This is a genomic window from Streptomyces sp. NPDC047515, from assembly GCF_040643055.1.
GTDB lineage: Bacteria > Actinomycetota > Actinomycetes > Streptomycetales > Streptomycetaceae > Streptomyces.
The window spans coordinates 20,766-45,308 of the sequence record NZ_JBEYTM010000022.1 but is presented as its reverse complement, the minus strand read 5'-3'; the positions used below and the strand labels follow the sequence as shown (position 1 = coordinate 45,308).

Annotated in this window: 17 protein-coding genes, 1 tRNA gene and 1 pseudogene; 8 read left to right on the top strand and 11 right to left on the bottom strand. The window is 69.7% G+C overall.

The genetic code is table 11. From position 1 onward, the window contains the following. Positions 1–19 precede the first annotated feature (19 nt). Entirely contained in the window at positions 20–3,538 is a 3,519-nt protein-coding gene (cydD, locus tag ABZ826_RS19705) for a thiol reductant ABC exporter subunit CydD (RefSeq protein ID WP_361449483.1), read from the top strand. Between the two features lie 57 nt (positions 3,539–3,595). Next, positions 3,596–5,305, top strand: a complete 1,710-nt coding sequence (locus ABZ826_RS19700) for a GAF domain-containing protein (RefSeq protein WP_361449480.1) — start codon at positions 3,596–3,598, stop codon at positions 5,303–5,305. A gap of 212 nt (positions 5,306–5,517) precedes the next feature. Here ABZ826_RS19700 and ABZ826_RS19695 read toward each other — a convergent pair whose 3' ends face one another. From ABZ826_RS19695 to ABZ826_RS19670, 6 genes are all read right to left on the bottom strand, one after another. After that, on the bottom strand, positions 5,518–6,384 hold the full coding sequence (locus ABZ826_RS19695; RefSeq protein WP_361449477.1) for a Cof-type HAD-IIB family hydrolase: 867 nt from the start codon (positions 6,382–6,384) through the stop codon (positions 5,518–5,520). Positions 6,385–6,618: 234 nt separating this feature from the next. Then, on the bottom strand, positions 6,619–7,518 hold the full coding sequence (locus ABZ826_RS19690; RefSeq protein ID WP_361449474.1) for an LLM class flavin-dependent oxidoreductase: 900 nt from the start codon (positions 7,516–7,518) through the stop codon (positions 6,619–6,621). Between the two features lie 76 nt (positions 7,519–7,594). After that, positions 7,595–8,137: an RNA 2'-phosphotransferase gene (locus ABZ826_RS19685; RefSeq protein ID WP_361449471.1), complete on the bottom strand. Its 543-nt coding sequence runs from the start codon at positions 8,135–8,137 to the stop codon at positions 7,595–7,597. A 161-nt stretch (positions 8,138–8,298) separates the two neighbouring features. Next, complete coding sequence (locus tag ABZ826_RS19680; RefSeq protein ID WP_361449468.1) at positions 8,299–9,282, bottom strand: MerR family transcriptional regulator; 984 nt, start codon at positions 9,280–9,282, stop codon at positions 8,299–8,301. After that, the gene (locus tag ABZ826_RS19675) at positions 9,279–11,060 is read right to left on the bottom strand and encodes an SDR family oxidoreductase (RefSeq protein ID WP_361449465.1); all 1,782 of its coding nucleotides are present in this window, start codon (positions 11,058–11,060) and stop codon (positions 9,279–9,281) included. Before ABZ826_RS19675 ends, ABZ826_RS19680 begins: the two co-directional genes overlap by 4 nt. After that, a complete protein-coding gene (locus ABZ826_RS19670; protein WP_361449462.1) occupies positions 11,057–11,908 on the bottom strand; it encodes a M24 family metallopeptidase in 852 nt (283 codons plus the stop codon). The genes ABZ826_RS19675 and ABZ826_RS19670 overlap by 4 nt, the downstream gene beginning before the upstream one ends. A 186-nt stretch (positions 11,909–12,094) precedes the next feature. Here ABZ826_RS19670 and ABZ826_RS19665 point away from each other — a divergent pair, with 186 nt between their 5' ends. From ABZ826_RS19665 to ABZ826_RS19640, 6 genes and pseudogenes are all read left to right on the top strand, one after another. Continuing rightward, positions 12,095–13,195, top strand: coding sequence for an ABC transporter ATP-binding protein (locus tag ABZ826_RS19665; protein WP_361449459.1), 1,101 nt, complete (start codon positions 12,095–12,097; stop codon positions 13,193–13,195). Beyond that, entirely contained in the window at positions 13,192–14,103 is a 912-nt protein-coding gene (locus ABZ826_RS19660; RefSeq protein ID WP_361449456.1) for an ABC transporter permease, read from the top strand. Before ABZ826_RS19665 ends, ABZ826_RS19660 begins: the two co-directional genes overlap by 4 nt. Continuing rightward, on the top strand, positions 14,100–15,011 hold the full coding sequence (locus tag ABZ826_RS19655; protein ID WP_361449453.1) for an ABC transporter ATP-binding protein: 912 nt from the start codon (positions 14,100–14,102) through the stop codon (positions 15,009–15,011). Before ABZ826_RS19660 ends, ABZ826_RS19655 begins: the two co-directional genes overlap by 4 nt. A 30-nt stretch (positions 15,012–15,041) precedes the next feature. After that, the gene (locus tag ABZ826_RS19650) at positions 15,042–15,761 is read left to right on the top strand and encodes an ABC transporter permease subunit (protein WP_361449450.1); all 720 of its coding nucleotides are present in this window, start codon (positions 15,042–15,044) and stop codon (positions 15,759–15,761) included. A gap of 321 nt (positions 15,762–16,082) precedes the next feature. Continuing rightward, positions 16,083–16,776, top strand: a pseudogene (locus tag ABZ826_RS19645) (hypothetical protein). Positions 16,777–17,052: 276 nt separating this feature from the next. Then, positions 17,053–17,140 (top strand) — tRNA-Ser (locus tag ABZ826_RS19640). Positions 17,141–17,276: 136 nt separating this feature from the next. Here the strand turns inward: ABZ826_RS19640 and ABZ826_RS19635 are convergent. The 5 genes from ABZ826_RS19635 to ABZ826_RS19615 form a co-directional block, all read right to left on the bottom strand. Beyond that, positions 17,277–18,092 (bottom strand): HAD family hydrolase, encoded by an 816-nt coding sequence (locus ABZ826_RS19635; protein WP_361449447.1) that lies wholly within the window; start codon positions 18,090–18,092, stop codon positions 17,277–17,279. Then, positions 18,089–19,366: a serine--tRNA ligase gene (gene serS / locus ABZ826_RS19630; RefSeq protein ID WP_361449444.1), complete on the bottom strand. Its 1,278-nt coding sequence runs from the start codon at positions 19,364–19,366 to the stop codon at positions 18,089–18,091. Before serS ends, ABZ826_RS19635 begins: the two co-directional genes overlap by 4 nt. 626 nt (positions 19,367–19,992) lie before the next feature. Further along, entirely contained in the window at positions 19,993–20,928 is a 936-nt protein-coding gene (gene pheA, locus ABZ826_RS19625) for a prephenate dehydratase (protein ID WP_361449441.1), read from the bottom strand. A gap of 27 nt (positions 20,929–20,955) precedes the next feature. Beyond that, positions 20,956–22,248, bottom strand: a complete 1,293-nt coding sequence (gene efeB, locus ABZ826_RS19620; RefSeq protein ID WP_361449438.1) for an iron uptake transporter deferrochelatase/peroxidase subunit — start codon at positions 22,246–22,248, stop codon at positions 20,956–20,958. A 227-nt stretch (positions 22,249–22,475) separates the two neighbouring features. Then, positions 22,476–24,542: a copper resistance protein CopC gene (locus ABZ826_RS19615; RefSeq protein WP_361449435.1), complete on the bottom strand. Its 2,067-nt coding sequence runs from the start codon at positions 24,540–24,542 to the stop codon at positions 22,476–22,478. Position 24,543: the final 1 nt, after the last annotated feature.

Below are 24,543 nucleotides of genomic sequence, written 5' to 3'. Positions count from 1 at the left end.
CCACTGGGAGCTGTTTCACGTGAAACCGATCGACCCGCGCCTGCTCCATCACGCCCGAGCCACCCGCCTCTTTCTGGCAGCCCTGGTGGCACTCGGAGTTGTCGGGGCGGCGCTGGTCATCGCCCAGGCCATGCTCATCGCCGAAGTGGTGGTGGGCGGGTTCGAGCATGGACTGACCGTATCGGGGCTGCGGACCCCGCTGATCCTGCTCGCCGCGGTGGCGCTCGGCCGGGGACTGGTCTCCTGGCTGACCGAACTGGCCGCGTACCGGGCCGGCGCGGCGGTCAAGTCCGAACTCCGCGGCCGGCTGCTGGAGCGGGCGGCCGCGCTCGGTCCCGGCTGGCTGAGCGGGCAGCGCACGGGCTCCCTGGTGGCGCTCGCCACCAGGGGGGTCGACGCGCTCGACGACTACTTCGCGCGCTATCTGCCCCAGCTCGGTCTCGCGGTGGTCGTGCCGGTGGCGGTCCTGGCCAGGATCGTCACCGAGGACTGGGTCTCGGCGGCGATCATCGTGGTCACGCTGCCACTCATCCCGCTCTTCATGATCCTGATCGGCTGGGCCACCCAGTCGCGGATGGACCGCCAGTGGCGGCTGCTGTCCCGGCTCTCCGGACACTTCCTCGACGTGGTCGCAGGACTGCCCACGCTGAAGGTCTTCGGCCGTGCCAAGGCACAGGCCGAGTCCATCCGCACCATCACCTCGCAGTACCGTCGGGCCACCCTGCGGACCCTGCGGATCGCGTTCCTGTCGTCCTTCGCCCTGGAGCTGCTGGCGACCCTGTCGGTGGCCCTCGTCGCCGTCACCATCGGCATGCGGCTCGTGCACGGTGGACTCGACCTCTACACCGGCCTGGTGGTGCTGATCCTGGCGCCCGAGGCCTATCTGCCGATCCGCCAGGTCGGAGCGCAGTACCACGCGGCCGCCGAGGGGCTCTCGGCCGCGGAGGAGATCTTCTCGGTCCTGGAGACCGAACCCCGGCCCGGCGGTACCGCGGGCGTCCCGAAGTCGCTGCGGCTGGAGCTGGAGGGGGTGACCGTACGGCACGAGGGCCGTACCGAACCTTCGCTGGACGGAGCCTCATTGGTGGTGGACGAGGGGGAGACCGTCGCTCTGGTCGGCCCGAGCGGCGTCGGCAAGTCCACCCTGCTCGACGTCGTCCTGGGATTCACGGCGCCCGACGAGGGGCGGGTGCGGGTCGGTGGCGTCGATCTGGCGACGCTGGCCCCCGAGCGCTGGCGGGAGCGGATCGCCTGGGTGCCGCAGCGTCCCTATCTCTTCGCGGGCACGATCGCGGAGAACGTACGGCTGGCGCGGCCGGACGCGGACGACGACTCGGTGACCGCGGCGCTGCGGGACGCGGGGGCGTACGACTTCGTCGCGGAACTGCCGGACGGTGCCCGGACACTCCTTGGTGAGGACGGTGCGGGTCTCTCCGCCGGTCAGCGCCAGCGGCTCGCGCTCGCGCGGGCCTTCCTCGCCGACCGGCCGCTCCTGCTGCTCGACGAGCCGACCGCGAGCCTGGACGGCGAGACGGAAGCGGGAATCGTCGAGGCGGTAGGCAGACTGGCGGCGGGGCGGACCGTGCTGCTGGTCGTGCACCGCCCGGCGCTGCTCTCGGTGGCCGATCGGGTGGTGACACTGGAACCGGGCGTGACACTTCGCCAGGAGAAGCCCGAGCCATCCACCGTGATGCCACGGCCGACGGGCGCGGCCGCCGACGGAAGCGACGCGGCTTCGGGCCCGGAGGCGCTGCGGGACACCGCGGCCCGCTCCGGGCGGGTCCTCGCCCGGGTCAGGGAGGCCGCCGGGGCGCAGCGCGGACGGCTGGCACTCGCGCTGCTGCTGGGAAGCCTCGCCCTGGGTTCGGCCGTCGGTCTCATGGCCGTCTCCGGCTGGCTGATCTCCCGGGCTTCGGAACAGCCCCCGGTGCTCTATCTGATGGTCGCCGTGACCGCGACTCGGGCCTTCGGCCTCGGACGGGCGGTCTTCCGCTACGCCGAGCGTCTGGTGTCGCATGACGCGGTGCTCACGATGCTCGCCGAGCTGCGCGTCGCGGTCTACCGGGGCCTGGAGCGCGTCGCTCCGGCCGGTCTGCGCCGGACCCGGCGCGGTGACCTGCTCTCCCGGCTCGTCGCCGATGTCGACGCCCTCCAGGACTACTGGCTGCGCTGGCTGCTGCCCGCCGGGACCGCCGTCGTGGTGGGAGCGGCGACCGCCGGATTCATCGGCTGGCTGCTGCCCGCGGCAGGCGTGGTGCTGGCCGCCGGACTGCTGCTGGCCGGAGTGGGAGTGCCGTTGGTCAGCGGGGCCTGCTCCCGCCGGGCGGAACGCCGACTGGCCCCCGCACGCGCCGACCTGGCCGTCCGGATCACCGATCTGCTCGGCGGGACCGCCGAACTGACCGTTGCGGGGACTCTGTCCGACCGTGAGGCGCGGACCCGGGAGGCCGACGGGGTCCTGACCCGCATCGCCGGGCGCGCGGCGACCTCCACCGCGCTCGGTGGTGGGCTCATCGCCCTGATCGGCGGCCTCACCGTCGTCGTCACCGCGCTCGTCGCCGTCCCGGCCGTGCACGACGGGCGGCTCGCCGGCGTGGAGCTCGCGGTGGTGGTGCTCACGCCGCTGGCCGCCTTCGAGGCCGTGACCGGTCTGCCCCTCGCCGTCCAGTACCGGCAGCGGGTCAAGCGCAGTGCGGAGCGGGTGTACGAGGTGCTGGACACCCCGCTGCCGGTGAACGAACCCGACAGCCCGGCAGCAGCACCCGGATCGCCGTTCCCGCTGGAGGTGCGGGGGCTGTCGGCTCGGTACGCGGGCGCGGAGCGGGACGCCCTGGACTCCGTCGACCTGAGGCTGACCGCCGGCCGACGGATCGCTGTCGTCGGGCCGTCCGGCTCCGGGAAGACGACCCTCGCGCAGGTCCTTCTCCGATTCCTGGACGCGCGGGCGGGCACGTATCGGATCGGTGGGGTCGAGGCCGCCGCGCTGGAGGGGGACACGGTCCGGCGGTTCGTCGGGCTGTGCGCCCAGGACGCGCATATCTTCGACAGTTCCATCCGGGAGAACCTGCGGCTGGCCCGTACCGATGCGACGGACGAGGAACTGCGGGCCGCTCTCGACCGGGCGCGGCTGCTCGACTGGGCCGAGGCGCTGCCGGATGGGCTTGACACCCTCGTCGGTGAACATGGGGCACGCCTCTCCGGCGGCCAGCGACAGCGCCTCGCACTGGCACGGGCGATCCTCGCCGACTTCCCCGTGCTGGTTCTGGACGAGCCCGCGGAGCATCTCGACCTGGCGACGGCGGACGCCCTGACGGCGGACCTGCTGGCCGCCACCCAGGGGCGTACGACGGTGCTGATCACCCACCGCCTGCAAGGACTCGAAGCCGTCGACGAGGTGGTGGTGCTGGATGCCGGCCGGATCGTGCAGCGGGGCCCGTACGCCGACCTCGCAGCCGGGGAAGGGCCGTTGCGCCGGATGCTGGAGCGTGAGCGGGAGACCGGACGAGGGGCCGAAGCAGCTGTGGGCGTATCGGCGTGAGCCGGACGGCACAATAGCCAACTTTCCTCACCAATAGGGACTAACTAGTCTCGGGGTATGCCAGAGCAGGACCCGAAGGACTCACTCGAAGCCGCGACGCGGGCGACCCGCAGCCTGCAGGGCCTGTCCACCGAACTCACCGCTCGGGTACCGCAGCTGTTGGAGGCCATGCGCTCCGTCGGCACGGGCCTCGAACTGCACTCCACCCTCGACCGGATCTGCGAGACGGCCGCCGAACTCGCCCATTGCCGCTACGCCGCCATCGGCGTCGTCGACGAGGAGGGTGCGGGGCTCTCCGATTTCGTCACCTACGGAGTGCCGGCCGAGGTGGCGCACGAGATCGGGCGTCGGCCCGACGGGCACCGGGGGCTGCTCGGAGCGCTGATCCACGATCCGGTTCCGGTGAGGCTCGCCGATCTCACGGCCGATCCGAGGTTCGCCGGATTCCCGCCCGGCCACCCCCCGATGCGGACCTTTCTCGGCGTCCCGATCCGTGTACAGGGAGAGATCTTCGGAAATCTCTATCTGGCCGAGAAAGACGACGGGGACGAGTTCAACGACTACGACCTGCACATGGTGCGGGTGCTCGCCACGGAGGCCGGGATCGCCATCGGCAACGCCCGGCTGTACGAGGCGGCGCGCCAGCGCGAGCGCTGGATCGACGGTTCGGTGGCCGTGACCACCGCCCTGCTCTCCGGCGGTGACGCCGATGACGCGCTCTCCGTCGTCGCCGAACAGGCCCGTCATCTCGCCGCGTCCGCCGCCGGGATCGTGTTGCTGCCGGCGGAGGGAGGCGGGCTGGAGATCGTTGCGGTCTCCGCGGACAACAACGCATCCGCCCCGCTGGGGGTGATCATCGGGCCGGAGAGCCCGGTGGTGGCGAAGCTGCTGGGCGGTGAGGCGGTCTTTGTGGACGACTCGGCCACCGACTCCCGCATGGTCACCGAGCTGGCCCACCACTTCGGCCCCAGCATGCTGCTGCCGCTGCACAGCGGCGGACGGGTGCTGGGCGCGCTGGCCACCCCTCGTGCCCGGGGCGAGAGGCCGTTCACGGAGACGGAACGGACCCTCGCCACCCAGTTCGCCTCGCAGGCCGCACTCGCGCTGATGATGGCCGACGCCCAGCGGGACCGGGAACGGCTCGCGGTCTACGAGGACCGTGACCGGATCGCCCGCGACCTGCACGACCTGGTCATCCAGCGGCTGTTCGCCACCGGAATGATGTTGGAGAGCGCCCAGCGCAGGTCGGACGTGCCCGAGGTGCAGACCGGCGTCGGCCGGGCGGTCGACGAACTGGACGTGACCATCCAGGAGATCCGTACCGCGATCTTCGCGCTGCAGCAGGAACCCGCGGAGGCACCCTCCGGGCTGCGCACCCGTGTGCTGCGCGAGATCAACATGGCGGCGGTCCCGCTGGGTTTCAAGCCCTCGCACCGCTTCCTCGGCCCGGTCGACTCGCTGGTGGGCGAACTGACCGGGAAGAACCTGATCGCCGCGCTGCGGGAGGCACTGTCCAATGCCTTCCGGCACGCCGAGGCCTCGTCGATCGACGTGGTCGTCGACGCGACCGCCACGCTGCCCGACGGGAGGGACGCGGTGCGGCTGTCGGTCGCCGACGACGGGGTGGGCATCCCGGAGAGCGGCCGGCGCAGTGGGCTGCGGAACCTGGCACGGCGGGCGGAGTCGTTGGGTGGTGCGAGCTGGTTCGGGCCCGGCATCGGGGAGGACGGGGGCGGCACGACGGTGGTGTGGGAGGCGCCGATCTGAGCCGGCGCCGGGGAGCTCGGAGGTCCGGCTTCACCGGGTCGGCTGCCGCACGGCATCACCCGGCCGAGGCGGCCGAGGACGTGGTGCGGGGTGAAGGGGGTGGGCAGTGCCGGGCGCGGGCCGGCCTGCCGTGCCGGGGTCAGGCACAGGACTCAAGCCTGCCGTGTCGGGCATCAGGCGTCGGCAGGCCTCTCAGCCTGCCGCGTCAGGCATCAGGCATCCGGGGTCCGGTTCCGGTGTTCGGCGAGGATCCGTTCGATGACGACCGCGACGCCGTCGTCGCCGTTGGTGGCGGTCCGACCCGAGGCGGCGGCGAGTGCGGCCGGGTGGGCGTTGCCCATCGCGTACGAGGTGCCCGCCCAGCTGAGCATCTCCACGTCGTTGGGCATGTCGCCGAAGGCGACGACCTCGGCGGGCGAGATGCCGCGCTCGGCGCAGCAGAGCGCCAGGGTGCTGGCCTTGGAGACTCCCGGGCCGCTGACTTCCAGCAGGGCCGTGGGACTGGACCGGGTGAAGGAGGCCCGGTCGCCGGCCGCCGCACGGGCCAGGGAGAGAAAGTCGTCCGGGGACAGCTCGGCGTGGTGGGCGAGGAGCTTCAGCACGGGGGCGCCGCTGCCGGGCGTCTCCTCGTGAAGCAGCTTCTCGGCGACCGCGACGGTGGCGCCCGGGTCCAGGTGGAAGGGCGGATAGCCCGGTTCGTAGTGGATGCCCGTGGTCAGTTCGACGGCAAAGGAGGTGCCGGGGGCGGCGGCGCGCAGGGTGTGCACGACGTCCAGGGCGATGTCGCGCCGCAGCGGTCGGACCTTGACCAGCTTGCCATCCGCGTGCAGATCGGCGACCGCGGCGCCGTTCGCGCAGATCGCCAGGCCGTGGCCGTGGACGTGGTCGCTGACGACGTCCATCCAGCGGGCCGGGCGTCCGGTGACGAAGAAGACCTCGATACCGGCCTCCTCGGCGGCGGCGAGCGCGGCGACCGTACGGGCCGAGACGGTCTTGTCGTCACGCAGAAGGGTGCCGTCCAGGTCGGTGGCGATCAGCCGGGGGGCGGCAGGCGAAGGCGAGTCGGTAGCTGAGATCACGCGCCCATTCTCGCGTACGAAGGCGCACGGGCGTGCGGAGGGGCGCACATATGAGGATGCACACCCCTGACCGGCGGGCATGCCACATGCATATGCCGATGGTTTTGGATCGGTCGTGCCGGGCCGATCGGCTGTTGTGGTCCGATCGGCCGCGGCGACGGGCCGGTGGGCGGTCGTGCCGGGTCCGTCAGGAGGAGGTCCGGGCCGGACAGGCCGGCGGACGCCTCGGGTCCGTCAGGGGGCGAGCTGGGCCAGGCCCTCGGTGGCGATGCGCTCGAAGACCTTCTCGTCCGCCGCGAAGTCGGAGTCCTGGATCGGCCAGTGAACGACGATCTCCGTGAAGCCGAGAGCGAAGTGGGTGCCCGCGAAATCCACGAAGGCGTCGACGGACCGCAGCGGTCGGTCCGGGGTGAAACCGGTGAGCAGGATCTTGTCCATCCCGTCGGCGTCCCGGCCGATGGACTCGCAGGCCGCGCCCAACTTGGTGATCTGCCCGCGGATGGCCTCCACGGACTGTTCCGGGGTCCCCGTCTCGTACAGCTTGGGGTCGCCCGTGGTGACCCAGGCCTGGCCGTACCGCGCGGCCAGCTTCATCCCGCGCGGCCCGGTGGCGGCCACCGCGAACGGCAGCCGGGGCCGCTGCACACAGCCGGGGATGTTCCGGGCCTCGTTCGCCGCGTAGAACCGGCCCTCGTACGTCACCGAGGGCTCGCACAGCAGCTGGTCGAGCAGCGGTACGAACTCATCGAAGTGGTCGGCCCGTTCGCGCGGCGTCCACGGCTCCTCGTCGCTCCGGCGCAGCGTCGTGGCGTCGAAGCCGTTGCCGCCTGCGCCGATGCCGAGGGTGATCCGTCCGCCGGAGACGTCGTCCAGCGTGATGAGGTCCTTGGCCAGCGTGACGGGGTGCCGGAAGTTGGGGGAGGTGACGAGGGTGCCCAGGCGCATCCGCTGGGTCGCGGCGGCCGCGGCGGTGAGGGTCGGCACCGCGCCGAACCAGGGTCCGTCGCGGAACGTCCGCCAGGACAGGTGGTCGTAGGTGTAGGCGGCGTGGAACCCCATGTCCTCGGCGCGCTGCCAGATCTTCTGGCCCTCGTTCCAGCGGTGGATCGGAAGAATCACAGTGCTCAGACGCATGCCTACGACCATACGGCTCCCGAAGCGGGCACCGATTTCGTGGCGGCGCCGGGTCCTCGGCGGGAAGGCCGTGGGGTCAGTCGCGCAGACGCAGGAATGCGGGCGGCACGGCGGCGGTGAGCCAGACCCCGTTGGCGCTGACGTAGAAGGTGTGGCCCGCGCGGTGCATCGCGGTCGCATCCACGGACAGGACGACGGGACGGCCGCGCCGGGCGCCGACCCTGGTCGCCGTCTCGCGGTCGGGCGAGAGATGGACATGCGTACGGTTCATGGGACGCAGGCCCTCCTTACGGATCGCGTCCAGTGCGTGACCCACTGTGCCGTGGTAGAGATGCGCGGGCGGCTCGGCCGGCGGGAGGCCGAGGTCCACCGGGACGGTGTGTCCCTGACTGGCACGGATACGGCCGTCTTCGACGGCGAAGCGCCGCTTGTCGTTGACGGCGACCACGTGGTCGAGTTCGGTCCGGGTGATGGGGAAGTTGTTGCGGGCCATGGCACGCAACAGTTCGTCGATCGCCACCCAGCCGTTGGCGTCGAGGGTGACCCCGATCCGCTCCGGCTGGTGCCGCAGATGTTTCGAGAGGTACTTGGACACCTTGACGGTGCGTCTTTCGTCCATCCCGCCAGGGTGCCCGCAGCGGTCTTTCATGTGCATCCGGATTTCACCTACCGATTCACTTCAGCAATTTTATTCGCTGAAGCAATTTTCGTCCATAGGTTTGATCCACAGCCAACTTGACTTATCCACAGGGTAATTGGCGATTCTGTGGACAAGTCAGTTCAATATCGGCGAGTTTGACCAATACGCCCTGCTTTAGCGGAGAATGGGGCGAGTGCGTCCAATGTCCTGGCCTGCACCTCGCGTTCGGTAGCGGCGGAGACGAAGGCGGGTACGTTGTCCGGACCAACCAGCTCCTGGACGGCGCGAATTGTCTGCGCAGGCAGAGCGACCTGTCGGGTAGTCGGTGCCGAGGGATGCGCGGTGAACGGGGCGTCCGCGTCGAGGTGGTGTCGCAGATGGCGGGTGGCGAACATGCGCATCGCGAGGGCCAGTTCGGCGTCCACCGTCTGCTGGGCGAGCGGCCGCAGCCTGCGCACCATGGCGGCCGCTTCCGCAGCGTCCGTGTCGGTGGGCGGGCGATGGCCGAGATAGCGCGCGAAAACATGCTCGGTGGTGAACTCCAGGAAACGCGAGGCTATCTGCTCGACCTGACCGCGAAGTTCCCTCAGGTGCCCTGAGATTGCGCTGAGCGGGACCCCGGACGCGTACAACTCGACTGCCACGGCCAACTCTTGCGGGCTGGGAACCAGGAACTCGTCGTCCTTCCCCGGGACGGGTTCGAGTACGCCGAGGTCCACCGCCTCGGCGACCGCGTCGTCGTCAGGGCTTCCGCCGAACCTGGCGTTCAGCTCGGCCCGGGTGATCCGGTCGGCCTGCTCGTCCGTCCAGGGGCCGTGCACCTCGGCGACGAGCCCCAGCACGCCGCCCAGACCGCGGCCCGCGTCCCAGGCGTCCAGGAGTTCCTTGATGCTGGCCAGGGTGTAGCCGCGATCCAGCAGATCGGCGATCTGCCGGAGCCGGGCAAGGTGGGTGTCCCGGTACACATTGGCCCGGCCGCGCCGTTCCGGCGTCGGCAGCAGGCCGCGGTCCTGGTAGGCGCGGATCGTGCGGACCGTGGTGCCGCTCGCATGCGCCAGGTCCTCGATCCGGTACTCGGCGGGGGCCCGGCGCTCCCCCGCCGTCGACTGCCCGGGGTCGCTCACAGCGGCGGCTTCAGCCGGGCGATCGCGCGCAGTGCGCCGGGGCTGAACCGGGACAGGAACCGGGCCCCGCGCGCCTCCGCAGTCACCGGTACGACGGCCTGGTCGCGCACCACCGCCTTGAGGATCGCGTCGGCGACCCTCTCCGGCGGATAGTTGCGGAGCCCGTACAAGCGGCTGGTCCGCTTCCGCAGGCGCTTCTCCTCCGCCGGGTCGGCACCGGCGAAGTGCGCCGTCGCGGTGATGTTCGTGTTGACGATGCCGGGGCAGATGGCGCTGACCCCGATCGACCGGTCGGCGAGCTCGGCCCGCAGGCACTCGCTGAGCATCAGCACGGCCGCCTTGGAGGTGCTGTACGCGGGCAGCGCCCGGGACGGCTGGTAGGCGGCGGCGGAAGCCGTGTTGACGATGTGGCCGCCCTGGCCTCGGTCCGCCATCTGCCGGCCGAAGAACCGACAGCCGTGGATGACACCCCACAGATTGACGTCGAGGACGTTCCTCCAGTCCTCGCTGGTGGTCTCCAGGAAGGAGCCGGACAGTCCGATCCCGGCGTTGTTGACCAGGACGTCGACGATGCCGTACTCGGCGGCGACCTTCTCGGCGAGCTTCTCCATCGCCTGTTCGTCGCTGACGTCGACCGCTTCGCCCCAGGCGGCCGGGGAGCCGATCAGCCGGGCCATCTCCGCCGTCCTGGCCGCCCCCTCCGCGTCCCGGTCCACGGCCACCACCCGGGCACCCGCCTCGGCGAAGGCGAAGGCCGTGGCACGGCCGATGCCGCCGGCCGCGCCCGTCACCAGGACCAGCTGTCCGCCGAACCGGTCCGCGTACGCCCCGGTCGGCGCGGTGTCCTGTACCGGTCGGCCATCCGCCCGCGCCGCCTCGTTGGCCGCGGCGAACTCGCTGATCCAGGCGGCGAGCCGGTCCGGCCTGGTGCGGGGCACCCAGTGCTTGCCCGGCAGAGAGCGGCGCACCAACTGCGGCGCCCACAGCTCCAGTTGGTCGTAAAGCTTCTCCGAAAGGAAGATGTCGTCGGTGGGCGTGATGAGCTGGACCGGGACATGCGCGTAGGCATCGGTGCGTGGCCGGCGCAGCCGGGCCCGGACGTTGTCCCGGTAGAGCCAGGCGCCGTGAGCCGCATCGCTGGGCAGCGAGGACGTCGGATAGTCGCCCGCGGGCACCTTCTCCATCCGTTCGAGAATCCGCGGCCACCGCCTGCCGAGCGGGCCGCGCCAGGCGAGCTCGGGCAGGACCGGCGTATGCAGCATGTAGACGTACCAGGACTTGGCACCCTGGCCGAGCAACTGGCCGACCCGGCGAGGGGTGGGCCGGGTCATCCGCTGCTTGATCCAGTGCCCGAAGTGATCCAGGGAGGGTCCGGACATCGAGGTGAACGAGGCGATGCGGCCCTCGGTCCGCTTGACCGTCACGAACTCCCAGGACTGGACCGACCCCCAGTCGTGCCCGACCAGATGCACCGGACGGTCCGGGCTCACCGCGTCGGCGACGGCCAGGAAGTCATCGGTGAGCTTCTCCAGGGTGAAGCCGCCGCGCAGTGGTTTCGGAGCCGTGGACCGGCCGTGGCCGCGTACGTCGTACAGCACGACGTGCCACTGATCGGCGAGCTGCCTCGCCACGTCCGTCCAGACCTCCTTGCTGTCCGGGTAGCCGTGCACGAGGACGACCGTGGGCCGTGACTCGTCCCCCAACTCGACGACGCACAGCTCGATTCCGCCTGTACGCACCCGGCGCTCGCGCGCCCCCGGCAGATTCTGCGAACTCATGCCGCCACTCTCTCCTCGGCCCAGCGCCGCACATGCGGCAGATCGTCGTCCAGCCAGAAGGCGCTCTGTTCGGGGTCCTTGGAGTCCGTGACCACCAGGATCTCCTCGAACTTGGCGCCCGTGCCCCGGAATCCGAGGTGCGGTTCGACCGCCCACAGTCCGGGCTGTGGGGGATGGTCGGAGAAGCGGTACGGACTCCACAGCGGCGACCAGCCGTCCCGGTGCCCGTGCAGCGCGTCGCTCAGCAGCCCCTTGAGCGACTGGGTGCCGAAGCCGAACACCTGCGGGGACCACCGACGCTCGGTGACGCGGTCGATCTTGTGGGCGATCACGCCGAAGGGATAGGCGCGATGTCTGTTGGCGTACCCCTGCTTGATCATCAGGCGTTCGACGTCCTCGTAGATCTCGCGCAGTGAATGCCGCTCCCGCACCTCGCGCAGAATGAGCTCGCGGTGGACCTCCAGGTCGGCCAGGAGCTTGTCGTGCAGGGGATTGAGCCCGAGGCAGCCGGAGTAGCCGATGTCCGCCGTGAAGCCCTTGTGCACCGGGGCCATGTCGAGGATGAACGGCATCCCCGGCTCCAGCTTCCGATTGGTCGGGAAGAACTGCAGGGGCACCTTGAACCCGGCGAAGGCGGTGCGGTCACCGAACCAGGCGAAGGGGAGGTGGAACCAGTCGCGCACGCCGCGCTCGCGCAGCCAGTCGCGCTGCATCCGGGCCGCCTCGCGCTCGGTCACCCCCGGAGCGAGCCGACCGGCGACCGCCTCGGCGCAGTCGTACGCGAGACGCTGCACTTCCCTGAACCCCCGCAGCTGCGGGGCCCGTTCGTCCTTCACTGCCGAGGTCATGCCACCGTCCGTTCCCTGCCGTGTGCGGTACGTGCCCGTAACGTGACACTGATGAATGTGACAATGTCCGGCGGTCACGTCAAGAGGGACGGGGAGACCCTGTGGACAACTCGGTGATGCCCTCCTCCGACGGGGCAGCTCCTCCCTTGTGGTGGTCCCCCTACGGGTCCGTACATCTGGAGTCTGATGCGCATCCAGCCGCCAGGGCTGACGTCTGCTGTGGCGCGCGCCACTATCTTCGAAGACGTGACTGTGATCGCGACCGAAAGCCTGAGCAAGCGGTTCCCCCGGGTGACCGCGCTTGACCGGCTCTCTTTGGACATCGGGCCCGGTGTGACCGGCCTGGTGGGTTCCAACGGAGCCGGCAAGTCCACATTGATCAAGATCCTGCTGGGTCTGTCCCCCGCCACCGAAGGCCGGGCCGCGGTACTCGGGCTCGATGTCGCCACCAGTGGCGCCGCGATCCGGGAGCGGGTCGGCTACATGCCCGAGCACGACTGTCTGCCGCCGGACGTCTCGGCCACCGAGTTCGTCGTTCACATGGCGCGGATGTCCGGACTCCCGCCGACGGCAGCGCGCGAGCGCACCGCCGACACGCTGCGCCACGTCGGTCTGTACGAGGAGCGCTACCGCCCCATCGGCGGCTACTCGACCGGCATGAAGCAGCGCGTGAAGCTGGCCCAGGCCCTTGTCCACGACCCGCAGCTGGTCCTGCTCGACGAGCCGACCAACGGTCTGGACCCGGTCGGCCGTGACGAGATGCTCGGGCTGATCCGCCGCGTGCACACGGACTTCGGCATCTCGGTCCTGGTCACCTCGCATCTCCTGGGCGAGCTGGAACGCACCTGCGACCACGTCGTCGTCATCGACGGCGGCACGCTCCTGCGCTCCAGTTCCACCAGCGACTTCACCCAGACCACCACGACCCTGGCGGTCGAGGTCACCGACAGCGACACCCATCCGGACGGCACCGACGCGCTGCGTCAGGTCCTCACCCGGGCCGGCGTCAAGCTCGTGGGCCACGACGGTCTCGACGGGCAGGGGCTGCCCGGTGCGGGTCACATCCTGCTGGTCGAGGCCACCGGCGAGGAGACGTACGACATCGTGCGCGACGGCGTCGCCGGACTCGGACTCGGTCTCGTACGGATGGAGCAGCGGCGCCACCACATCGCTGAGGTCTTCCGCACCGAAGGGGAACCGCAGGCAGCGGCCGCCGCGCAGAACGTGCCCGCGGCCGTCGGGGCCGTACAGCAGAAGGGCCTTACAGCAGAAGGGGAGCGGTCGTGACGAGCACCGAGACCGGGACCGTGGGCGCAAGCGACACCTCCCGGATCCACAACATCGGGTACCGCTCCTACGACGGCAAGCGGCTGGGTCGCGGATACGCCCGCCGTTCGCTCTACTCGCAGTCGCTGCGGGGATCCTTCGGACTGGGGCGTTCCGCCAAGTCCAAGGTGCTGCCGATGCTGCTCTTCGGCGTGATGTGCATGATCTCGGCGATCATCGTCGCCGTCGCCATCGCCACCCCGGGGACCACGGCTCTCCCGATCAAGTACACGGCGTTCGCGATCTATCTGCAGGCCGTCATCGGTCTCTTCCTCGCCGCGCAGGCACCGCAGTCGGCCTCCCGGGACCTGCGATTCAAGAGTGTGCCGCTGTATTTCTCGCGGCCGATCGAACGGGTCGACTACGTCGTCGCGAAGCTGGCGGCCATGGCGTCCGCGCTCTTCATCCTCACCGGGGCGCCGCTCGTCATCCTGTATGTGGGCGCGCTGCTCGGGAAGTTCGACTTCGTCGAGCAGACCAAGGGGTTCGGACAGGGGCTGGTGTCGGTGGCGCTGCTTTCCGTGCTCTTCGCCGGACTCGGGCTGGTGATGGCCGCACTGACACCGCGCCGCGGTTTCGGCGTCGCCGCGGTGATCGCCGTACTGACCATCTCCTACGGCGCGGTCTCCACGGTCCAGGTCATCGCCTGGCAGACGGGGTCCGAGGGGGCCATCGAGTGGCTGGGGCTCTTCTCCCCCATCACGCTGATCGGCGGTGTGCAGACCGCCTTCCTCGGAGCCAACTCGGCCTTCCCCGGAGGGGAAGGCCCGGGGGCGGGAGCCGGTGTGGTCTATCTGATCGTTGTTCTCGCGCTCGTCGCCGGCTCGTACGCCGTACTGATGCGCCGCTACCGGAAGGTCGGGCTGTGACCACCATCGAGATCGACCACACCTCGCGCTGGTTCGGCAATGTCGTCGCCGTCAACGACGTGAGCATGACGGTGGGACCGGGCGTCACCGGTCTGCTCGGCCCCAACGGCGCGGGAAAGTCCACGCTGATCAACATGATGGCCGGCTTCCTGGCCCCGTCGACGGGCACGGTCATGCTCGACGGTCAGCCGATCTGGCGCAATGAAGCGGTCTACAAGGAGATCGGGATCGTGCCGGAACGGGAAGGGATGTACGACTTCCTGACCGGCCGCGAATTCGTCGTCGCCAATGCGGAGCTGCAGGGACTCGATGACGCGGCGGCGCGGAAGGCGCTGGCGACGGTCGAGATGGAGTACGCGCAGGATCGCAAGATCTCGACGTACAGCAAGGGCATGCGCCAGCGCGTGAAGATGGCGTCCGCGCTGGTCCACGAACCGTCCGTGCTGCTGCTCGACGAGCCGTTCAACGGTATGGACCCGCGTCAGCGGATGCAGCTGATGGGGCTGCTGCGACAGATGGGGGCGGAGGGCCGCACGGTGCTCTTCTCCTCCCACATCCTCGAAGAGGTCGAGCAACTCGCCTCGCACATCGAGGTGATCGTGGCGGGACGGCACGCGGCGTCCGGTGACTTCCGGAAGATCCGCCGACTGATGACGGACCGCCCGCACCGCTATCTCGTGCGCTCCAGCGACGACCGCGCCCTCGCCGCCGCGCTCATCGCCGACCCGTCGACGGCCGGTATCGAGGTGGACCTGGGTGAACAGGCCCTGCGTATCCAGGCGGTCGACTTCGGACGCTTCACCGAACTGCTGCCGAAGGTCGCACGTGACCACGGAATTCGTCTTCTGACCGTTTCGCCGTCCGACGAGTCCCTCGAATCGGTCTTTTCCTATCTCGTAGCGGCCTGAGTAGTGGCCTGAAAGGAGCTGTGAAGCGTCATGTACGACCCCACAGTCGCCCGGCTCACCTACCGGGCCCTGCTCGGCCGGCGCCGGGCCGCCATCCTCTTCGTCCTGCCGGCACTGCTGGTGGTCATCGCCGTGGCGGTACGGATGTTCGCCGGAGCCGATGACCAGGTCGCCTCCGACGTGCTGGGCGGCTTCGCCATCGCCACGATGGTGCCGCTGATCGGCGTGATCGCCGGAACCGGAGCCATCGGCCCCGAGATCGACGACGGTTCGATCGTCTATCTGCTGGCCAAGCCGGTGAAGCGGCCGACGATCATCTTCACCAAGCTGATCGTGGCCATCGCCGTCACGATGGTCTTCTCGGCGCTGCCCACACTGATCGCGGGGCTGATCCTCAACGGCAACGGCCAGCAGATCGCGGTGGCCTACACCGTCGCGGCGCTGGTCGCCTCGATCGCGTACAGCTCGCTGTTCCTGCTGCTGGGTACCGTCAGCCGGCACGCGGTCGTCTTCGGGCTCGTCTACGCGCTGGTGTGGGAGGCCCTGTTCGGCACCCTTGTGCCGGGGGCGCGCACGCTCAGCATTCAGCAGTGGTCCCTCGCGGTCGCCGAGAAGGTCGGCGGGTCCGGAGCGATCACCTCCGATGTCGGGCTGCCGGTCGCGACGGTCCTGCTGGCGGCGGTCACGGTGGTGGCGACCTGGTACGCGGGGCAGAAGCTGCGCACGCTGAAGCTGGCCGGGGAGGAGTGACCGGGAGGTTCCCGCCGGACACCTCTGCCGCGCTCCGTCCGTGACCGCGCCGAAACGCCGCAACCCTCGTCCGAAGGACGAGGGTTGCGGCGTTTCGGACAGTAGTACGCGTAACTGTACGGTTATCGGTTCGTTGGGCAGGGTGCGTGGAGGCAACTGGGATCTGTGACGTCGTAGCTTTCGTGAAACAGGATTGCCGTTGCCTGCGAGGCAGTGCCCGCCGGGTCGGTCATTGAGTGAGTGGCAACCGTGAGCGTCCTCCGCCCCTCAAGCCCGGGACAGGGCTGTCCATCGTCGGTTTCACGATCGGAAGGCATGCCCATGCCCACGGAAGTCGCCCTGCTCGAATCGCGTGCTCTGCGCATCGAGCAGATGGGGCGCGTCGATGTCCTCGACAAGGTCAAGAGCCTTGTCATGCTCCCGGGTGGAATTCACCTTCGCACAGAGAATGTGGCTCGGTACTTCGAAGTATCCACAACCACGGTCAGGAGGCTCACGGACCGTCATCAGAATGAGCTCGCGGAGAACGGAATGCGAGTGCTGCGCGGCGCTGAGCTGCGCACTTTCCATAGCGACATGCTGTCGCTTTGGGCAGGCGAGGTGCCGGAAAGTTATCCACAGGCGGCGACCCGACTCAGGGTCTACACCCGCAGAACTCTCCTCGACGTTGCGATGCTTCTTCGCGACAGCGACATCGCGCGATGCGTCCGTACGTATCTGCTCGACGCCGAGCAGGACCTGCGCGCGGGCGATGCCTCGCTCGAACACCGCGTGACCCGGGTCGAGAGCTGCCTCGCCGGTGGGCAGTGCCCTTCAGGAGCTCGGGCCCGTGCTCAACCGGATGGCGCACCGGCTCGACAGTCTCGACCGGAGGCTGGATGTCACCCATCAGGTCGTCGGCGCCATGAGCGTGCGGCTGGGCCATCTGTCCGAGGACATCGTCCGAATCGACGGCAGGATGGATGATCTCGCCCGGCACCTGAAGGACCTCAACCGCCGCAACAAGCAGCGCTGATCCGAGGGCTGATCGCGACCTTTCGGTGCTGCCCGGAAAATGGGTGGCACCGAAAGGCCGTCCCGGGCACAGTGGTTGGCGCAGCACGCACCGACGACAACAACCGCACGCCGCAAACCGGGAGAGGAGCGCGACGATGGCCGAGAGTCCGAGTCCGTCGAGTTCCCGGCAAGGCGGGCCCGAGCCGGCACCGGAGTAGTCACCGACGACTCCGCCGTGCCGATCGGCGCAGGACGCCCGGGGCGGCTGTCTCGCGCATCGCGCGGCCGCCCTCCCGGAGGATTGGCCGAGTGGTAAGGCAGCGGCTTGCTGAGCCGTCGTCGGGGTCGTAGATCCCGCGCGCGTTCGATCCGCGCATCCTCCGCAGCGACAGTGCCGGGTACGGGTACGGGCCGGCCGCTCGTCCGGCGGCCGACCCGTACCCGTACCCGCAAAGACGTATGCGTGGAGACGTCCCTGCAAGGACGTACCTGCAAAGGAGCCCCGTAGAGCCGTATCCGTCAAGCCGTAGGGGTACGGCTGAGCAGCCGCTCCAGCACCACGGCGATTCCGTCGTCCTCGTTGGACGCGGTGATCTCCTGGGCCACGGCCTTCAGATCCGCGTGCGCATTGGCCATCGCCACACCCCGCCGCGCCCAGGCGAACATCGGGATGTCATTCGGCATGTCACCGAAGGCCAGGGTGTCCGCGGCCTTCACACCCAGCCGGCGCGCGGCCAGCGAGAGCCCGGTCGCCTTGCTCAGCCCCAGCGGAAGGATCTCCACCACCCCCGGACCGGCCATGACCACATCCACCAGATTGCCGACCGCCGCTCGCGCGGCCTGGGCCAGTGCGTCGTCGTCGAGCTCGGGGTGCTGGATGTAGACCTTGTTCAGCGGGGCCGACCACAATTCGGCCGGGTCCTTGACGAAGAGGGCCGGAAGCGGCCCTTCCTGCACGCGGTAGCCGGGGCCGACCAGCACTTCGCCGTCGAGCCCGTCGCGGCTCGCCGCCAGCGCCAGCGGGCCGACCTCGGCCTCGATCTTGGACAGCGCGAGAGCGGCGAGCTGCCGGTCCAGCGTCAGCGAGGTGAGCAGTTTGCGCTCGCCCGCGTGGTAGACCTGTGCGCCCTGGCCGCAGACCGCGAGGCCTTCGTAGCCCAGGTCGTCCAGGATGTGCCGGGTCCACGGGACCGCGCGGCCGGTGACGATGATGTGTGCGGCGCCGGTCTCGGTGACCGCGGCCAGCGCCGCACGGGTGCGCTCGGAGACCGTGTCGTCGTTACGCAGCAGCGTGCCGTCGAGATCGGTCGCGACGAGCTTGTACGGAAAGGTCACTTGGCGACCGGTTCCAGCACCTCGCGCCCGCCCAGGTACGGACGGAGCACCTCGGGCACCCGTACCGAACCGTCGGCCAGCTGGTGGTTCTCCAGGATCGCCACGATCGTGCGCGGTACGGCGCAGAGCGTGCCGTTCAGCGTGGCCAGCGGCTGGACCTTCTTACCGTCACGCATCCGGACGGACAGGCGGCGCGCCTGGAAGCCGTCGCAGTTCGACGCGGACGTCAGCTCGCGGTACTTGCCCTGTGTCGGGATCCATGCCTCGCAGTCGAACTTCCGGGAGGCCGAGGCTCCCAGGTCGCCGGTGGCGACATCGATCACCTGGAACGGCAGCTCAAGCGCGGTGAGCCACTGCTTCTCCCAGTCCAGCAGTCTGCGGTGCTCCGCCTCGGCGTCCGCCGGGTCGACGTACGAGAACATCTCGACCTTGTCGAACTGGTGGACGCGGAAGATGCCCCGGGTGTCCTTGCCGTACGTACCGGCCTCGCGGCGGAAGCACGGCGAGAAGCCCGCGTACCGCAGCGGCAGCTTGTCGGCCTCGATGATCTCGTCCATGTGGTACGCGGCGAGCGGGACCTCGGAGGTGCCGACCAGGTAGTAGTCGTCCTTCTCCAGGTGGTACACGTTCTCCGCGGCCTGGCCGAGGAAGCCGGTGCCCTCCATGGCGCGCGGGCGGACCAGCGCCGGCGTCAGCATCGGGACGAAGCCCGCCTCGGTGGCCTGCGCGATCGCCGCGTTGACGAGGGCGAGCTCCAGCAGCGCACCGACACCCGTCAGGTAGTAGAAGCGCGAACCGGAAACCTTGGCGCCGCGCTCCATGTCGATGGCGCCGAGCTTCTCGCCGAGCTCCAGGTGGTCCCTGGGCTCGAAGCCCTCCGCGCCGAAGTCACGGATCGTGCCGTGGGTCTCAAGGACGACGAAGTCCTCCTCGCCGCCGACCGGCACGTCCTCATGGACGATGTTGCCGAGCTGGAGCATCAGGCTCTTGGCCTCGGCGTCGGCCTCGTCCTGCGCCGTGTCGGCGGCCTTGACGTCGGCCTTCAGCTGCTCGGCCTTCTTGAGGAGCTCGGCACGCTCCTCGGGCGAAGCCTTGGGGATGAGTTTGCCGAGCGATTTCTGCTCGGAGCGGAGTTCGTCGAAGCGGACGCCGGACGTCCTGCGCCGCTCGTCGGCGGTGAGAAGGGCGTCGACGAGCGCGACGTCCTCTCCACGGGCGCGCTGGGAGGCGCGAACACGGTCGGGGTCCTCACGGAGCAGGCGAAGGTCAATCACCTCTCCAGGCTACCGGTGAGCGCTTCTTCAGCTCGAACCGATATCGCCAAGCGTGTCACTTTGCCTGAATTGTCGGAATTGATAACACTGAGGGGTATTCCGGCCCTGAGTCGATCTCGACCGTCAATAAAAAGAGTTTACTCCCCTAAATGGGGCAGAAGGTGCCGACTGTCTTGACGTATCGGCCTTGCCTGGAAGGGGAGTTGGTGGTCACTTGTCCACAGGTGTTGACGCTTCGCAAAGTTATCCACAGGCTGTGAAGAAGATCTGTGGATGCCGGAGGTGATCATTCCGAAAGGCGCGTGAGGGCTCCTGGATTACCGGCTCAAACCCACTTCAGACGCTCGTTCGGGCGGGAATTCGCCCTACTGAAGAGTCGATCAATGGAATTGAGGTGACGCAGAGTGGATCCAGTGACCCGCCGCCCTGTGGATGCATTTGGGTCGCCTGGGGGGATATGTCGACGATGTCCAGTCGGGGTGTCGACTTGTCCCCAGGTCGAGAACCGCGCCTGTGGATAACTTTGTGGATGACGAAAATCGGCCGATAGCACCAGCGGTGCGGGTACGACGGGACCCGATCGGCCCGGTCGCAAGCCTGGGAGGGCCCGGGGCTCCGTACCGCAGTCAGCCCCGGCCGTCCAGGTTGCGTGCCAGCCAGTCGGAGGCCTCCGTGAACTCCGCGTCCGACGTCCCCGCCCGCAGCGGTCGTACGTCCTGCAGCGCCACTCCGGCCCGGGGATACGAACCGAGGAAGCGCACCTTCGGGCAGATCCGCTTCAGCCCCATCAACGCCTCGCCGACCCGGCGGTCCGAGATGTGCCCCTCGGCGTCCACCGCGAAGCAGTAGTTCCCGATGCCCGCCCCCGTCGGCCGCGACTGGATCAGCATCAGGTTCACCCCGCGCACCGCGAACTCCTGGAGCAGTTCGAGCAGCGCACCGGGGTGGTCCTCGCCCAGCCAGATGACCACCGAGGTCTTGTCCGCACCCGTCGGCGCGGCCGGCCGGGCCGGGCGGCCGACCAGGACGAAGCGGGTCTGTGCGTTCACCGCGTCATGGATCTCGGTCACCAGCGGTTCGAGACCGTAGGTCGCCGCCGCGAACTCACCCGCGAAGGCGGCGTCGTACCGCCCCTCCTGCACCAGCCGGGCACCGTCGGCGTTGGAGGCCGCGGACTCCCATACGACGTCCGGGAGGTGGGCGGCCATCCAGTTGCGCACCTGCGGCTGCGCGGCCGGATGCGCGGTGACCGACTTGATGTCGGACAGCTTGGTGCCCGGCCGCACCAGCAGCGCGAAGGTGATGGAGAGCAGCACCTCGCGATAGATCATCAGCGGTTCGCCGGTGGTCAGCTGGTCGAGCGTCGCGGTGATGCCGCCCTCGACGGAGTTCTCGATCGGTACGAGCGCCGCCGCGGCGGTCCCGTTGCGCACCGCGTCCAGAGCCAGCGGCACGGAGACCATCGGCACGAGTTCGCGGGTGGCGGCTTCCGGGAGCGTACGGAGGGCGACCTCGGTGAAGGTGCCTTCGGGGCCGAGATATGCGTAGCGCGTGGCGGACATACCGTCACCCTAATCTGCCCCGGACGCTCAGGACTCCAGTAGCCGCTGACCCACGTATTCGCCGTCCGCCGCACCGCCCGGCACCGCGAACAGGCCACTGGCCTCGTGCCGGATGAACGAGGACAGGGCATCTCCCCGGTCCAGTTTCCGCTGCACGGGTACGAATCCACGCAGCGGATCCGCCTGCCAGCAGATGAACAGCAGCCCGGCGTCCGGAGCCCCGTCCGCCGCGATGCCGTCGTGGTACGAGAAGGGGCGCCGCAGCATGGCCGCACCGCTGTTCTTCTCCGGCGAGGAGATCCGGGCGTGGGCATTGTCAGGGATCAGGAGCTTGCCGTCGGAGCCCGCCCGGTCGAGGTCCATCGCGGTGGTCTCGGTGCCACCGCTCAGCGGAGCGCCGTCCTTCTTGCGGCGCCCTATGACCTGCTCCTGTCGCTCCACCGGGAGCTTCTCCCAGTCGTCGAGCAACATCCTGATCCGGCGGACGACCGCATACGAGCCGCCGGTCAGCCAGTCGTACTCCGTGTCCGTCCCTGCCGGGACGAAGACGCGCCGGTCGAAATCGCTGTCGGCGGGCTTCGGGTTGTTCGTGCCGTCCACCTGTCCCATCAGATTGCGGGCGGTCATCGGCTGCGCGGTGGCGCCGGGGGACCGGTTGAAGCCGTTCATCTGCCAGCGGACCCGTGCGGCCGGGGCCGCCTCCTTCTGTACGGCACGCAGTGCGTGGAAGGCGACGAGTGCGTCGTCGGCGCCGATCTGTACCCAGAGATCGCCGTTGGAGCGCTTGGCGTCGATGTGGTCGGCGGAGAACGGCGGCAGCGGGTCGAGCCCCGGCGGCCGGTGGTCGACCAGGCCGGTGCGTTCGAAGAAGGTGCGGCCGAAGCCGAAGGTGATGGTCAGCGAGGACGGTCCGGCATCCAGGGCGATCCCGGTGTCATGGGCCGCGCCGTCCGCCGAACCGCTGTCGGCCGGTTCGCCGGCCATCAAGCGTCGGGCCGCGTCCGACCACCGGCGCATCAGGGCGGCCGCTTCCTTCCGTCCCGCGCCGGGCGCCAGGTCGAAGGCGACGAGATGACCGCATGCCTGAAGCGGAGTGGTGATCCCCGGTTGATGTTTCCCGTGAAACATCACCTGGGTGGCGCCGACCGTGGCCAGAGCGGCGCGTTCATCGGGCCGGGTCGCGGCATAGCCGGTCGCACCACCCGCCGCCCCCAGCATGAGCCCGGCCGCACCGGCCACGCCCGCGCTGCCGAGCAACCGCCGCCGGGAGATCGAACCGTTGCCAGGAGTCCCGTCGCCCTTGCGAGGCCCGGCGTCCATGCGAGGCCCGTCGCTCTTGCGGGGCCCGGCGTCCATGCGAGGCCCGTCGCTCTTGCGGGGCCCGGCGTCCATGCGAGGCCCGTCGCTCTTGCGAGGCTTGGCACCGTTGCTGCGACCGGCTCCGCCCTTTCCGTTCCCGTCTCCGACGGAGGCGCTGCCGTTCCCCGCAGTGGTCTTTCCGCTGCGGGGGGAGCTCTTCTTGCTGCTGTTTCCGCTCACGACCCTGCTCAGCCGATCTTCACGTTCTTGTCGATGGTCGTCTGGTCGATGTCCGACGTACGTACGGTCACGGCGACCTTCCACTTGCCCGCCATCGGGATCTGGACGCCGCTCGCGGTCCAATGACCCTCGGTGAGCCGGACGGGGAGTACGGGCAGCGGGCCGATGTCCTTGGACTCCAGGGTGAAGGCGAGCTTCAGCTCGGGGACGTCCATGGCCTTGCCGTCGGGACTGTCGATCCAGATGTGGAGCTCGTTGGCGCCGGTACGAGCGGGATCGATGTCCATCCGCACCGTTCCCTTGCCGTTCTCGCCGCCCGTGTCGAAGGGCAGCACCAGGTTGACCGGGCCTTCGGCCACGGGGGCGGTCGCCGTCGCGGAGCCACGGGCCGCCTCTTCCTCGGTACGTCCGGGCTCGGTCGAGGTCAGCACGGTCGTCACGGCCAACAGCGCCACGGCGACCGCGACTTCCGCCAGCACCGAGCGGCGCAGGCCGGACCGCTCGGGGTCGGCATCGCGGATCCGCTTCTTCTCGGCGGTGGCCACGGCGGCCCGCTGCCGCGCGAGCTGCGCCGCCCGCGCGGGCTCCTCGGCCGAGGGCGCCGGTGCGCCTTCGGCCTGAGACTTCCCGGCACCGGTCCCGGGCCCGCCTTCCGTCCCGGCCCCGGTCCTCTCGATCGCGGCTCCGACCTCGGCCTCGGCCTCGGTCCCGGCCGCGGTCTCATCCGTCTCCGCCCCGGCCCCTTGCACGCTCTTCTCCGCGGCGGCTCCGTTCGAGACCAGTCGTTCGGCTCCGCTCACGACCAGCCGTGCGGTCCAGCGGCGCGAGATCCAGGCGATCCCGACCAGGACGGCGACGAGTCCCACCTTCATGAGCAGGAGTCGCCCGTACCCGGTGCCGGTGAGCGCGGACCAGGTGCCGACCTGGCGCCAGGACTGGTAGATCCCGGTGGCGGTGAGCACGAGCACGCTGCCGAAGGCGATACGGGAGAAGCGCCGTACGGCCGTGGCTCCGATGTCCGGCGTCCGGTAGAGCGCGACCAGCAGGGCCACCAGCCCGCCCAGCCAGGCCGCGACGGCCAGCAGATGGAGTATGTCGACCGGCATGGCGATGCCCGGCTGGATTCCCGTCGAAGCATGTTCGGCGAGTGCCCAGGTCCCGGCGATCCCGGCGGCGATCACCGTGCCGCTGGTGGCCAGCCCGAAGGTGAGGTCTTTCTTCTCGCGCTCGTCCTCGCGCTTCGCGTACGTCCCGAACAGAACGGCGATGAAGAGCGCGGAGGCGCCGAGCAGCAGCAGTCGGGATACGAGCGCCGCCCCGGGCTTGGTGTCGAGGACGGCCTTCAGACCGTCCAGGTCGAAAGCGTCCGCGAGCTTCCCGGATCCGGTGTACGGATTGCGCAGGAGCAGCATGGCCAGGGTGGCCACGGTGAGGGTCATCCAGCCGCGTACGACCAGGCGTTGCAAGGGGCGTGCGCCGGCCCCGCGCTGCCAGCAGGTCAGCACGAAGGCGGCGCCGCCGGCCAGCAGGATGAAACCGGCGTAGGCGGCGTAGCGCGCGATGCCGTAGAGGGCTCCGACGAGTCCGCCTCCGGCCTGTTCCGTCGGAAGGACGACCGTGGTCTTCGAGGGGGCTCCGACGGAGAAGGTGAAGGCGCCCGAGACGGGGTGGCTGTCCGCGGAGACGGCCTGCCAGGCGACGGTGTACGTACCGTCGGGCAGCCCTGAGTGCAGCGAGACGCCGTACTTCACGGTGGAGCCACTGTGCAGATCACGGGGGGCGACGGCGGTGTCGGCGCGTTTGCCGTCGGGGTCGAGGACCCTGACGGAGTCGCTGCCCATGGCGACCTGTTCGGAGAAGGTGAGCGTGACCTCCTTGGGGGCGGTGTCGACCACCGCCCCGTCCTGCGGATCGCTCCCGGTGAGCGCGGCATGTGCGGACGCGGGGCCCGCACCGCCCAGCAGCAGGCCGAACACCATGCCGACGAGGGCGGCGAGGAGTGCGGCCGCGGCGAGCGGTCGTCGTGGCGCGGCGGTGGACGGGGACGGTCCGAAGTGCGGGGCGGTGGCTGTCATG

Coding starts and splice junctions, on each gene's coding strand:
- ABZ826_RS19700 (WP_361449480.1), top strand. CDS start 3,596: ATGCCAGAGCAGGACCCGAAGGACTCACTCGAAGCCGCGACGCGGGCG.
- ABZ826_RS19690 (WP_361449474.1), bottom strand. CDS start 7,518: ATGCGTCTGAGCACTGTGATTCTTCCGATCCACCGCTGGAACGAGGGC.
- ABZ826_RS19675 (WP_361449465.1), bottom strand. CDS start 11,060: ATGAGTTCGCAGAATCTGCCGGGGGCGCGCGAGCGCCGGGTGCGTACA.
- pheA (WP_361449441.1), bottom strand. CDS start 20,928: ATGTCCGCCACGCGCTACGCATATCTCGGCCCCGAAGGCACCTTCACC.
- ABZ826_RS19685 (WP_361449471.1), bottom strand. CDS start 8,137: ATGGACGAAAGACGCACCGTCAAGGTGTCCAAGTACCTCTCGAAACAT.
- ABZ826_RS19670 (WP_361449462.1), bottom strand. CDS start 11,908: ATGACCTCGGCAGTGAAGGACGAACGGGCCCCGCAGCTGCGGGGGTTC.
- ABZ826_RS19615 (WP_361449435.1), bottom strand. CDS start 24,542: ATGACAGCCACCGCCCCGCACTTCGGACCGTCCCCGTCCACCGCCGCG.
- efeB (WP_361449438.1), bottom strand. CDS start 22,248: ATGGACGCCGGGCCTCGCAAGGGCGACGGGACTCCTGGCAACGGTTCG.
- ABZ826_RS19665 (WP_361449459.1), top strand. CDS start 12,095: ATGCGCATCCAGCCGCCAGGGCTGACGTCTGCTGTGGCGCGCGCCACT.
- ABZ826_RS19650 (WP_361449450.1), top strand. CDS start 15,042: ATGTACGACCCCACAGTCGCCCGGCTCACCTACCGGGCCCTGCTCGGC.